Here is a 12,516-nt window from a genome sequence, read left to right as displayed (position 1 = left end):
AAACCCCCGCATCCAGTACGGGGATGCGGGGGTCTCGGGTCCTACCGAACGGGTCAGCCCTGGCCGGTCAGCTTCTCGCGAAGAGCCTGCAGCGCCTCGTCGGAAGCGAGCGCACCCTCGACGGGAGCGTCGTCCTTCGGGGCAGCGGCCGAGGAGTACGACGACGCCTCGCCGGCCTCGACGTCGGCCGACTTGGCCTCCTCGATCTGCTTCTTGTGGGCCTCCCAGCGCGCGTGGGCCTCGGCGTACTGCCGCTCCCACTCCTCACGCTGCTTCTCGAAGCCCTCGAGCCACTCGCCGGTCTCCGGGTCGAAGCCCTCCGGGTAGATGTAGTTGCCCTGCTCGTCGTACGTCGCGCTCATGCCGTACAGCGTCGGGTCGAAGTCGTCCGAGACCGGGTCGACACCTTCGTTGGCCTGCTTGAGCGACAGCGAGATCCGGCGCCGCTCCAGGTCGATGTCGATGATCTTGACCATGACGTCGTCGTTGACCTGGACGACCTGCTCCGGGATCTCGACGTGCCGCTCGGCGAGCTCGGAGATGTGCACCAGACCCTCGATGCCCTCCTCGACACGGACGAACGCACCGAACGGAACCAGCTTGGTGACCTTGCCGGGCACGATCTGGCCCATCTGGTGGGTCCGGGCGAACTGCTGCCACGGGTCTTCCTGGGTCGCCTTCAGCGACAGCGAGACGCGCTCGCGGTCCATGTCGACGTCCAGCACCTCGACGGTGACCTCCTGGCCGACCTCGACCACCTCGGTCGGGTGGTCGATGTGCTTCCAGGACAGCTCGGACACGTGCACCAGACCGTCGACGCCGCCGAGGTCCACGAACGCGCCGAAGTTGACGATCGAGGAGACGACACCCTTGCGGATCTGGCCCTTCTGCAGCTGGGTGAGGAAGTTCATCCGCACCTCGGACTGCGTCTGCTCCAGCCACGCCCGGCGGGACAGGACCACGTTGTTGCGGTTCTTGTCCAGCTCGATGATCTTGGCCTCGATCTCCTGGCCGACGTACGGCTGGAGGTCGCGGACCCGGCGCATCTCCACGAGAGAGGCCGGCAGGAAGCCGCGCAGGCCGATGTCGAGGATGAGGCCACCCTTGACGACCTCGATGACGGTACCGGTGACGACGCCGTCCTCTTCCTTGATCTTCTCGATCGTGCCCCAGGCCTTCTCGTACTGGGCGCGCTTCTTCGAGAGGATCAGACGGCCTTCCTTGTCCTCCTTCTGGAGAACCAGGGCCTCGACGTGGTCGCCGACGTTGACGACCTCGTTCGGGTCGACGTCGTGCTTGATCGACAGCTCGCGGGAGGGGATGACGCCTTCGGTCTTGTAACCGATGTCGAGCAGGACCTCGTCCCGGTCGACCTTGACGATGGTGCCCTCGACGATGTCGCCGTCGTTGAAGTACTTGATGGTCTGATCGATCGCCGCGAGGAAGTCTTCCTCCGACCCGATGTCATTGACCGCTACCTGCGGGGTGTTGCGCACTGCGGGGTCGAGAGGTGCCTCGATGCTGGCCGTCATGTGGTGGGTTGCTCCGTGGACTGGTGGTGTCGTGCGGTCGCGTCATGAACCTTTGGATCGCACCAAACCGCTGGATTGCCTGAAGAACACAGATTCACCACCGAGCTGCTGCGAGCACGAGCCTGCTCCGTCCGAGGTCGTGCGGGCCCATAGCGCACATCACAGAATACCGGTCTTGACGAAGGCAGCACAACCTGGGGCACCCGGTAGCGACCGGCCGCCCGCCGAGGTCTCCCGACGTGCCCGACAACAACACCTGATCTCAATGTACGACGTCCAGCGCGGGCCTGCCCGCGGCGAGGGTGCCCGTGTCCGCCATCCGAGAGACCAGGGCGTGCGCGGCCCGCGTGACCTCGTTCGCGTCCGCGCGTGCGGCGAGCTCCAGCAACGCCCACAGGTCGCCCGCCCGTCCGAGGTCCACGAGCGGCTCGCCCAGCTCCAGCCCACTCCCCCGGACCACGCTCAGCACAGCACCGGCGAGCACCGGATCGTCGCAGAACCGGAAAAGGTTTCCCAGATCCGTGTACGGCGATCCGGCGTGCGCGAACTCCCAGTCGATCAGCCCGGTGATCCGCGCGGTCGCCGGATCGACCAAGAGGTTCTTCGGGTTGAAGTCGCTGTGCGCCAGGCAGACCCGGTCGACCCCCTCGGCCAGCAGGTCCTCGGCCTCCGCGAGCACACCGGCGAAGGTCTCCGACCCCTGTGCGTCCAGGCCGAGGTCCAGGCTCGCGGCGTACTGCTCGAGGTCCCCTGACCCGAACGGTTCGATCCCCAGTTCGCCGTCGCGGAACAAGCCGGAGGTCAGGAACGGCATGCCGCTCAGCCGCACCAGCAGTTCGCCCAACTGCTCGCCGACGCGCCGGCGTTCCTCGTCCCCCGCCGTGGCGAGATAGATCTCCAGATTGACGCCCGGCAGCCGCTCGGTCAGCAAGTACGGCGGGTCCTCGACCGAGCCTTCCCGCTTCACGTCCAGGACTCGCGGCACCGGCAGCAGCCCTCGCACCAGCCGCAGCAGCGCCGCATCCACCGCCGCTCGACCCGGGTCTCGCACGTACAGCTTCAGTACGGCGTCCTCACCGCCGGCGCTGACCGCGTACGTCTGACCGCCGTACCCGCCCGTCAACGGAACAGCGCTGGCCGACAGATCACTCATGCCGACGATCCTGCCGCATCCTCGCGACAAAACAGTTTGAAGTTGACGTAGCGGCAACCTCTACCGTCGTGCCCGTCGACGGAAAGGAGCAGGACGATGGCGTGGTCGATCGCGGAAGTGGCCCGGGCGTCCGGTGTCACGTCGCGCACGCTGCGGCACTACCACTCCATCGGTCTGCTGGTGCCGGCCCGGACGGCGCCGAACGGGCGGCGGTACTACGAACAGGAGCAGTTGCTGCGGCTGCAGCAGATCCTCCTGTTGCGGGACCTCGGGCTGAGTCTGGACGTGGTGGCCGAGGTCGTCGCGCACCGGAGCAGCCAGGACACCATCGAGGTGCTCGCACGGCACAAGGAGTGGCTGCTGCGTGAGCAGTTACGCCTCGGACAGCTGGTCCGGACCGTCGACTCCACCATCGAGAACCTGAGGAAAGGAGGAGAGATGTCACCGGAGAAGGTCTTCGAAGGGTTCGAACACAACCCGTACGAGGCCGAGGCCCGTGAGCGCTGGGGCGACGAGGCCGTCGACGCCAGCTACGAACGGATGCGCGGCTGGAGCGAGGCGGACGCCGAGAAGGCGCGCACCGGCTACACCCGCGTGCACGAGGGCCTGGCCGCACTCAAGGCGGAAGGGGTCGCTGTGACGGAGTTGAGCGTGCAGGAACTGATCCAGCTGCACTACGAGGTCACCTGCCTGTTCTGGACGCCGACACGTGAGGCGTACAAGGGCCTGGGCCAGCTGTACGTCGACGACGAGCGCTTCAGGCAGAACATCGGCAGCGGGGACGACTCGCTGGTCGAGTACCTGCGCGACGCGATGACCGTCTACGCCGACAACCGGCTGGACGGCTAGGACCGGGAGCTCGGGGGCTGCAGACCCCGAGATCCCCGCGCAGGCAGCAGACAGGGCACTAGGCTGACCCGGTGGTCGAGCCGCGCAGGATCGAGCTGTCCGAAGCTCAGACGTCACGAGCCAGCCGGGCCTACTGGGACGCGGCCGCGGACGAGTACCTCGCCGAGCACGGCGACTTCCTCGGCGACGACCGGTTCATCTGGTGTCCCGAAGGGGTCGACGAGGAAACCGCCCAGCTGCTCGGACCGGTCCGCGCCAAACGCATTCTCGAAGTCGGGTGCGGCGGAGCCCAGTGTTCACGCTGGCTGGTGCGCCAGGGCGCCGATGTGGTTGCCTTCGACATCTCGGTCGAGCAGCTCCGGATCGCCCGCCAACTGGATCGACGCACCGGCACCGTCGTACGCACTGTCGCCGCCGATGCGACCGCGCTTCCTTACCGGGACGACACCTTCGACATCGTCTGCTCGGCGTTCGGCGCACTGCCGTTCGTGGCCGAGGCCGGCGCCGCGCTGCGCGAGATCGCCCGGACCCTCAAGCCGGGTGGGCTGCTGGTGTTCTCGGTCACCCACCCGTTCCGCTGGACCATGCCGGACGACCCGAGTCCGGCCGGTCTGCACATCACCCACTCGTACTTCGACCGGACGCCGTACGTGGAGGTCGACGACGCCGGTACGCCGATCTACGCCGAGCACCACCGCACGACCGGCGACTGGATCCGCGCCCTCACCGGCGCCGGCTTCGTCGTCGACGACCTGCTCGAACCCGAATGGCCGGCCGGACACGACCTCGTCTGGGGCGGCTGGGGCCCGGACCGCGGCCGCCTAGTCCCGGGCACCGCCATCTGGTCCGCCCACAAGCCCTGACCGCGCCCGCACCTGGAAGAGAACGACGAGCGCCAGCAACAGCAGCCCGATGACGAGCGACACCAGCGGCACCCAGAAGCCGATCAGGTTGAGCTGGAACGCCTTCGACTGGTAGCCGCCCTCGGCGACGTCGTTCTCGACGGCCCCCTTGACGTTCTTCCGCACCGTCGCGTCGTCGTACTCGATCGACACCTGAGTCGCGGTCAGCTTGTCCTCGCCGTTGTAGGCGATGGTGGCGAGTTGCTGTTCCCTGCCCTTGATGATCGCGCCGGTGACCGGCTCGACCCACAGGGTCCGGGTGTTCTTGTACGTGCGCTGCACCTCGACCGAGTCGCGGCCCGGCTCGTCGACCAGGTTGCCCGGCACCAGCAGGGGCTTGGCCAACGGCACCTCCTGCTTCGGCACCTCCTGCTCGAAGACGTAGACCTCGAGACCCTCGATCTCGGCCTCCTGCTTGTACCGGATCGGGAACGCCTTGCGCAGCGTCGTGTCCCAGAACTGGTACGTCTTCTTCTCGGTGCCGAACGGGAACTTCAGCACCAGACCCTCGTGTCCTTTGAACAGTGGGCTGTTCGGGTCCGGCTTCAGCCGGTCCGCCACCTCCAGCGTGGTGGTGATGTACTCGCCGCTGTTGTCGTCACCCGACGGGTTCCAGCGCACCGCCTCGCCGGTGTGGGCATCCAGTACGACGCGCTCCTGGACGAAGCTCAGCGGCAGTTCGTCGGTCTCCGTCGCCTTGTCGGGGAACTGGTAGTTCTTCGAGTCGTCGGTCACCACCGCGGTGTCGAACACCACCACCTTGCGGTTGAGCGCCTTGCTGATCCGCTCGGCCGCGACGACGTCACCGCGGACGGTCCGGCGGGCTTCCAGTTCGACGCCGGTCTTCTCCTTCAGCTCGGCGATGCTGAAGATCGTCGCGTCCTTCCCTGCCGACACCGTGTGCGCGATCTGGTCGGCCGGCGCCACCGCCAGCGCCGGATACGCGTAGAACCTGGCCAGCGCGGCGACGCCGACGAAGAACACCCCGAGCCCGATCATCAGTGCCCGACTGCGAGTCCCCACTACCCATCCCCTCCCGGTCTGTCCGCGGGACGCTACCAGCGGGTAGCCAGGTTGAACAGACGGCGGCGACAACAAACTCCCCCGGTGTCCGAACTGTCATATAGTCGCGCCGCATGAGGGGGATCTCCGGGCTGCCCACGGCGTTGGACCACGGGCCCGATTCATCGGTGCTCCGCGGCGTCGTGGTGGCGATCGCGGTCGTCCAGTCGGCCGTGCTCGGGCTGCTGGCACGGCGCGGCTCGTGGTTGAGCGACGACCTCGACTTCCTCGTCCAGGGCAGCCGGGGGTTCGCGCCGGCCGAGCTGCTCACGCCGGTGAACGACCACATCGCGCCCGGCCTGCGGTTCGTGTACGCGGTCTTCGCCGAGGTGGCGCCGCTGAACCACGACGTCACCGTCGCGTGGCGGGCATTCATGCAGGCGGTCGCGATCGTCCTCATGGGTCGACTGCTTCTGCGCCTCCTCGGCCCGACCTGGTGGGTGATCGCGGGCACGCTGTTCTACGCGCTCACGCCGCTCAGCATGCCGTCGTTCATGTTGCTGTCGAGCGGTGTGAACAATCTCTCCGCCCATGTCTTCGGATTACTGTTGCTGCACGCAACCATCGACTGGTACGAAGACCACCGCCGCCGGGCGCTCGCGTACGGCCCGCTGTCACTGTTGATCTCGTTGGCCTGCTGGGAGAAGTCGGCCTTCATCCTGTTCACGGCGGTCGCCGTGGCCCTTTATCTGCGCGACCAGCCGCTCCGCGGTTGGCTTCGGCGTACCTGGCCGTACGCCGCAGCCCTCACCGTCGCGCTAGTTGCCTTCGGCACCCTCTACCTGACCCATGGCACCCCGTCGCGTGGCCGACTTCCGGCTGGGGACCTGCTCGAGCTGCTCGCGCGTGGCTTCCGCGTGCCCTTGTCCGCCCTGGCCGGCGGGCCTTGGACATGGGCGGCGACGGGGCAGCCGTTCAGCTTCGCCGCCCCTGGCGTCACCGAGGTCGTGGTGGGCGCACTGGTGGCCGGTGTGCTCCTGCTGGCGGCCTCGCAACGGGACCGGCGAGCACTCCTGCTGTGGGCATCGGTCGCGGCGTACGTCGTCGTCACCGTCCTCCTCGTGTCCTACGGACGGTTCGCGTTGTTCGGCGATCTCTTCACCGCGCATTACCACTATTGGTCCGATCTCTCCATCCCGTTGACGTTGGCCGTCGTACTGAGCGCGAGGTCGCTGCGGCTTCCGCGATGGGTGCCGGTCCTCGCGCTGGCCGCGTTCATCGCCGGGGTCGTGGTGTCCGACACCGGCTTTGCCAGGACATGGGCGAAGAACCCGGTCAAGGCGTACTTCGCCACCGTGACCGCGGAGCTCGAACGTGCGGGGCCGAACGTCAACCTCTGGGACACTGCGATGCCGCAGCCGATCGTCAACGCGCTGATGCCGGACATCAGGCTCTCGCCGGTTCTGCGGACGGCCGGGATCCCGTTCCGGTTGCAGGAGCCGGGTAGTGAGCCGTTGCTGGTCGACGAGACCGGGAAACTCCGGCCCGCGCAGTTCGCGGTGTGGTCGCGCGGTGAGCCGGCGTCGAGGAGCAACCCGTTCTGCAATCTGCTGCTGCACGGCACCGAGCCGTTGACCATCCCGCTGAAGCCGACACAGAGCCGGTTCGCCGCCGCCGACTGGTTCGGCAAGGCGGCGTACTTCTCCAACCGGGAGAACGAGGTGTCGATCGAGCTCGTCGACGCCGACGGCACCGTTGCCGCGCTTCCGGTCGCACGGTGGCCAGCCGGGGTCGGCACCATGTACTTCGGCCCGTCGCGGCGCATCACCGCCACCGCCGTTCGGCTACGCTCCTCCGATCCCGCGACGAACCTGTGTGTGGAGAACCTCGAGATCGGACTGCCCAGATGACACGGACCAGATTCCCCGCGTTGGACGGACTGCGTGCGATCGGGGCGCTCGCGGTGCTGACCACACACGTCGGGTTTCACAGCGGCGCCTCGCTGGACGGGCCGTTCGCCGGGCTGCTCGCACGCCTCGACGTCGGTGTGGCGATCTTCTTCGCGATCTCCGGGTTCCTGCTCTACCGGCCGCACGTGGTCGCGTGGTTCGAGGGCACGCTGCCGCCGCTGACCCTGCCCTACCTGCGCAACCGTGCCCTGCGGATCCTGCCGGCTCTGTGGGTCGCCGTACTGCTGGCCGCGCTCCTGGTCCCGCACAAGGACGGCGTGACGTGGGCGACGTACCTGCAGCACGCGACACTCACCCAGATCTATTTCGACGGTCTGGCAGCCGACGGGCTGACCCAGATGTGGAGTCTGGCGACCGAGGTGGCGTTCTACCTGCTGCTGCCGGTGCTGGCGAAGCTGCTGACCGGGTACGAGCGTCCCACCCGACGCAGCGTGCGTTGGCGGCTCGCCGTACTGGGTGCGTTCACTCTGCTCGGTCCCGTGTGGATGGCGGGCGTCAACGCCACAGATCACGCACGTGCCGGACTCTGGCTTCCCGGGTACGTCGGTTGGTTCGCAGTCGGCATGGGGTTCGCGCTGTGGCAGGTGGCTCGTAGCAGCGGGCGGCTGGGACCGTCGGCGCTCGACACGCTGACCAAGATCCCCGGCACGGTCTGGGGTGTCGCTGTCGCGCTACTGGTCATCGCCGCGACTCCGGTGGCCGGTCCCTACGACCTGTCGACCGCCACACCGGGCCAGGCGTTCGTGAAAAGCCTTCTGTACACAGGCATCGCGGCGTGCGTCCTCTTCCCAGCACTGACCCCGACGGCACGCACTGCTCGCGTCCTCGGCGGCAAGGTCGGCCACGTCGCGGGTGACATCTCGTACGGCGTCTTCGCGTACCACCTGATCGTGCTGAGCCTCGTCGAGCAGATCAGCGGGTACACCTTGTTCAGCGGGCGATTCGCACTGCTGTTCTTCCCGACACTCGTGCTGTCGGCAGTTGTCGCGGCGGCGAGCTACTACGGGATGGAGCGCCCGATCATGCGGCTCGGCCGGCGTGACAAGAACTACGACGTCTCACCGGTCGGCCGGGACAGCAGGACCAGCGCACAGCCGAACAACACCGATGCCTGGACCACACCCGAAGTCAGCCCCGCTCCCCCGTCCGGCCAGGGCTGAACGGCTGCGATCAGCGCTCCGAGCCCGACTACACCGGCAGCCACCGCCACAAGCCGCCGACCGGACAGGAACCACGCACACGCGCCGGCGACGGCCACGGAGACCAAGCCGATCCAGCCGGACATGAACGCGCCTGCGGCGAGTCCGACCGCTGCAGCCACCCACGGGCCCACGTACCGGCCTTCGCGCAGCCGATGCCTCGAGTGCCTCGAGCGGCGCCGGAAGAACACGGCCATGGCGATCACCGTCAGCAAGGCGAGCAGTCCGACCAGCAACCCGGCCCGATACGTGCGGTCGGGCATGAACCGTGCTGTGACGACCTGCTCGGTTCCCTCGGGCAGCACCCAGCCTTGCTGCCAGCCGCCAACTCGGATCGGGGTTAGCTTGCGACCACTACCGTCGTACGCCTCCCAGCCCTCGTTGTAGTTCTGCGCGACGGCGAGCACCGACTGCTCGTCGGACGCTGGGACCTCGACAGTCAACTCGGTTGGTTTCGATCGCCACACTTCCAGCACCTGCACCGGCGTCTTGGACACGTTGCCGAAGCCCGCCTTGGTCCAGGTGGCCTCGACCGGTACGAAGCCGCCCGCGGCCAGGACGTCGATATTGTGCCGACCGGCCTGCAGTGCGACGGTCCTGTCCTTCCCGCAGGTCGTGAACGTCACCGGACGCCGCTGCAGCAGGTCCCGCACGGTCGCCTTGACCTGCGTGTCCGCAGGTACGCCGTCCAGGCGCACACCTGGCCCGTAGCCGCAGAACGCGCCGGTCTGGCCGTCCAGGTCGAGTGCCTTGCGCAAATCGTCGGCACCGAGCACTCGGATCTCCGCCACGCCGACCGGCGCGTTCCTGGCGAGACCGGTCGCGGAGTCGAAGTCGACCAGCGGCCTGGTGCCGGTGAAGTCCAACTCGATCGTCTGAACCGTCCGCTCGGCGAACCGGACGTAGCCCTCCGGGTCGACCTTGCTCACGGCCGGCGGACCGCCGTCGATCCGGAGTACCACCTCGGTCGGCTGCGAGGCGGTCAGGTACGGATCGGTGAGGAACTGCAGCCCGCTCACTCTCCTTGCCACCGGCAACTTCAGGGTCAGCGTCGGGCGGCCGTCGGAGGGGTCCGCGACCCAGCCCGTGCCCAGATCGCGATCCACCGCGGCACCCGGCCGGCCCTCCGGCGCCGTGACGGCCCGGGACGAGGCGGTGGCGGTGATTGCACCGGGGACGGTCAGCAAGGCTTCCAGCGTGGGACCGTCCTTGGGCAGGGCGGTGCCCTTCAGCTGGTACGACGCGGTCTGCGGCAACTCCACGCTGCGGTGCAGCCCTGTCGGCTCCTCCGAGTCCTTGGCGACGTCCTGCCGGCACAGCGGCCGAGCGGCGACATGCAGGCAGGCGGACCGGCCGATCTGCTGATTCCTGAACACGAGGGCGCTCGGCTGACGATCCTCCGGCGGCACAGTGAGGCGGCTGACCGCGAGCATCCCCGGCAGGCTCACCTCGGCGATGGACACGCCGCTCGGGTTCTTGCCGTCGGTGATGCCGACTCTGAGCCGGAGTCGCTGCGTCTTGCCGGGCGGAGTCGGTACGCTCTGCGGCTCGGTCGATCCGGTCACCACCGAGGTCAGCGAACCCGCGTCGGTCTCCACCTGCAGGGTCCGGACCGGCTCGGTGGTCGGCGGCGCCAGCGAGAACTGGACCTTCAACCCGTCGACGGTTCGCGGCGAGGCGAACGTCACCTCCAGCCACTCACCGCTGCTGCGCCCGAAGTTGCCGGAGATCCACCGACTCGACGGATCCCCGTCGACAGCGGCGAACGGGCCGTTGCCGGGCCCGGTCCGCAGTGTGGCGTTCGCGTCGGCCGCCGACGACGACGCCCGTACGTCGACAACGCCGCCTCCCCATGTCCGCGTCGTACTCGGCGCTGTCGGGCTCACGTCGTACCCGAGGGTGCGGCGACCCTGGCTCGTCGGCTCGGTTGCGGAGAGGACGGGTGAGTAGTTCTCGGCCGGGCGGCCCACAGCTACCTCGCGACGCTGCATGCCGTCGGTCTGGATCAGTGGTAATCCGGCGAGCTTCCCGGCTGCGTCAGCCGTGGTCACAGCGCCTCGGTCGCCGCCGAGGGCAGTCAGAGCCGCCGGCACGTCCTCAGCCGCTCCACGGACCTCCACAAGTTGAGAACGCGGGATCAGCCGGGCGGGACTCGTCTCGCCGACGTCGTAGATCTCCACGGCCGGGTACGGCAGCCGGGTGCGTCCGTCGACTGTCACGCCAGGCTGCTCGATCGTGCTGCCGGTGGCGGGGCCGAAGTACGCGACCCGTTCGATACCGGACTCGGCCAGGCTCTCGTGGACTGCGAGCGTAGGCGTGACCTGTGCGTCGTACCGGAGGTCGTTGCGCACCACGACGTACCTGACTCCCGCACGTGCGAGTGCTTGCCGGAGGGTCTGATCGCCGACGCCCGTGCCGAGTCGGCGTTCCACCTCGTCCAGCCACCGCGTCGCACCGGCAGACCCCAGCGGTACAGCGTCCCGCACGGCCATGGGCCGTTTCAGCAACGCCTGGAACGGCTCGTCCTTCGTCGACCCCCAGGTGAAGTCGGCGAACGATGCGGCCGGTACGACGAGGACACTGCCGCTCGTGGTCTGGCTGTCGAGCCAGGTCGCTGCTTCATGCCAGTGCGCGGGGATGGCGTCGTACCCCTCGCGTCTGGGCAGTTGGCCGAAGATGGCCGGCGTGGCCACCGAGACGATCAGGCAACCGACCAGCACGGGCACCACGCGGCGGCGAACTCCTCGAGCCGTTGCCCAGACGGCAGTCCGGCTCAGTGCGTGGGCTGCCGCGAGGGTGAGCGGTAGTCGTACGACGAGCTCGAACTTGTGGGTGTTGCGGAGTGCGGCGAGCGGTCCGTCGAGCAGGTCCTGTAGCTGGGGTGCCAGTGGAGAGCCGGCGGAACCTGCATGCCCGAGTGTGACCAGCAAGAGTCCAACGACCAGCGAGAGCTGCAGGAACCCGCGGTTCTTGAGTGAGCCCATCGCCAAGCCGACGAGCCCCAGCAACGCGATCACCGCGGTCGTCAGGATCAGCATCGGCTGGGTGACGTAGAGCCAGCCGGCCGGCCAGCTAGGTCCGCCAGAACCCGTGAGGAAGTTGAGCCAGTGCGACGTACCGCGGAACGACTCGAACGCGCTGGCCGTGCCCGTGGTGACGGCGGCGTCCTCGATCCAGTCCAGGAACGGTGGGCTGTAGCGGCCGAGCAGCAGGAGCGGCACGAGCCACCACACCGAGACGGCAACCACACAGCCCAGCCAGCCGACCGCCACCTTGAGCGTCGACCGGTCCAGTCGTCGGGTGATCAGCCAGAGCGCGGGCAGGACGAGCGTCGCACCCGTGGCGACCGCGTTCACTCCACCGACCAGTGCGAACGCCACGGCCGACCATCCGACCCGCCACCAGCCTGAACGCGCTCGTGGTGTCACCAACGGCAGCAGCACCCAGGGAGCCATCGCGATCGGCCACACTTCGATCGACGTGATCGACACCTCGCCGAGCATGCGTGGACTCAGTGCGTAGAGCAGTGCCGCGGCAAAGCGCGTCCACGGCACTCCGTAGTCCAGCGCGTTGCACAACTTCCAGACGCCGACGAAGGCGACGCAGAGGACGACCGACCACCACAGCCGTTGCGTCACCCAGTCGGGAACCGACAGGGCGTCCAGCAGCCAGTGGAACGGTCCCATGGGCAGCAGGTAGCCGTATGCCTGGTTCTGCAGCTGGCCGAAGGCACCCTGTGGGTCCCAGAGGTGCAGTGAGCGGGCCAGGAAGCCGCCCGGACCGGCCGTCAGGTCGAGCTTGGTGTCGGGCACGATCTTGCCCGGCGCCTGATGGAAGCACAGGGCGACCAGGACCAGGCAGCCCAGCACGAGCCTCGCTCGCCAGACCACCTGCTCAGTGCTCCCTGCT

The 12,516-nt window shown here is 68.2% G+C and carries 8 protein-coding genes; 4 read left to right on the top strand and 4 right to left on the bottom strand.

The window, feature by feature from the left end; all coding sequences use genetic code 11:
• Positions 1-53: 53 nt before the first annotated feature.
• Positions 54-1,532 carry a 30S ribosomal protein S1 gene (gene rpsA / locus ACYVOK_RS07185; protein ID WP_460661471.1) on the bottom strand — a complete coding sequence of 493 codons (1,479 nt, stop codon included), beginning with the start codon at positions 1,530-1,532 and terminating at the stop codon, positions 54-56.
• Between the two features lie 262 nt (positions 1,533-1,794).
• Positions 1,795-2,685, bottom strand: coding sequence for a phosphotransferase family protein (locus tag ACYVOK_RS07180; RefSeq protein WP_460661470.1), 891 nt, complete (start codon positions 2,683-2,685; stop codon positions 1,795-1,797).
• A 96-nt stretch (positions 2,686-2,781) separates the two neighbouring features.
• Here ACYVOK_RS07180 and ACYVOK_RS07175 point away from each other — a divergent pair, with 96 nt between their 5' ends.
• Positions 2,782-3,534 (top strand): MerR family transcriptional regulator, encoded by a 753-nt coding sequence (locus ACYVOK_RS07175; RefSeq protein WP_460661469.1) that lies wholly within the window; start codon positions 2,782-2,784, stop codon positions 3,532-3,534.
• Positions 3,535-3,605: 71 nt separating this feature from the next.
• Complete coding sequence (locus ACYVOK_RS07170) at positions 3,606-4,397, top strand: class I SAM-dependent methyltransferase (protein WP_460661468.1); 792 nt, start codon at positions 3,606-3,608, stop codon at positions 4,395-4,397.
• Here ACYVOK_RS07170 and ACYVOK_RS07165 read toward each other — a convergent pair.
• Positions 4,356-5,459 carry a PorA family protein gene (locus tag ACYVOK_RS07165; protein ID WP_460661467.1) on the bottom strand — a complete coding sequence of 368 codons (1,104 nt, stop codon included), beginning with the start codon at positions 5,457-5,459 and terminating at the stop codon, positions 4,356-4,358. The genes ACYVOK_RS07170 and ACYVOK_RS07165 overlap by 42 nt on opposite strands.
• 113 nt (positions 5,460-5,572) lie before the next feature.
• On the opposite strand from ACYVOK_RS07165, the gene ACYVOK_RS07160 reads away from it, so the two are divergent.
• Positions 5,573-7,348, top strand: a complete 1,776-nt coding sequence (locus ACYVOK_RS07160; protein WP_460661466.1) for a hypothetical protein — start codon at positions 5,573-5,575, stop codon at positions 7,346-7,348.
• Positions 7,345-8,568, top strand: coding sequence for an acyltransferase family protein (locus ACYVOK_RS07155; protein ID WP_460661465.1), 1,224 nt, complete (start codon positions 7,345-7,347; stop codon positions 8,566-8,568). The genes ACYVOK_RS07160 and ACYVOK_RS07155 overlap by 4 nt, the downstream gene beginning before the upstream one ends.
• Here the strand turns inward: ACYVOK_RS07155 and ACYVOK_RS07150 are convergent.
• Positions 8,457-12,497 (bottom strand): alpha-(1->3)-arabinofuranosyltransferase, encoded by a 4,041-nt coding sequence (locus ACYVOK_RS07150; protein WP_460661464.1) that lies wholly within the window; start codon positions 12,495-12,497, stop codon positions 8,457-8,459. The two genes, ACYVOK_RS07155 and ACYVOK_RS07150, sit on opposite strands and share 112 nt — an antisense overlap.
• Between the last annotated feature and the right edge of the window lie 19 nt (positions 12,498-12,516).

This window comes from Kribbella swartbergensis (assembly GCF_054784135.1).
The sequence above is the reverse complement of the archived record's forward strand: the minus strand, read 5'-3'. Positions and strand labels throughout refer to the sequence as shown.

Coding starts and splice junctions, on each gene's coding strand:
- rpsA (WP_460661471.1), bottom strand. CDS start 1,532: ATGACGGCCAGCATCGAGGCACCTCTCGACCCCGCAGTGCGCAACACC.
- ACYVOK_RS07180 (WP_460661470.1), bottom strand. CDS start 2,685: ATGAGTGATCTGTCGGCCAGCGCTGTTCCGTTGACGGGCGGGTACGGC.
- ACYVOK_RS07175 (WP_460661469.1), top strand. CDS start 2,782: ATGGCGTGGTCGATCGCGGAAGTGGCCCGGGCGTCCGGTGTCACGTCG.
- ACYVOK_RS07160 (WP_460661466.1), top strand. CDS start 5,573: ATGAGGGGGATCTCCGGGCTGCCCACGGCGTTGGACCACGGGCCCGAT.
- ACYVOK_RS07155 (WP_460661465.1), top strand. CDS start 7,345: ATGACACGGACCAGATTCCCCGCGTTGGACGGACTGCGTGCGATCGGG.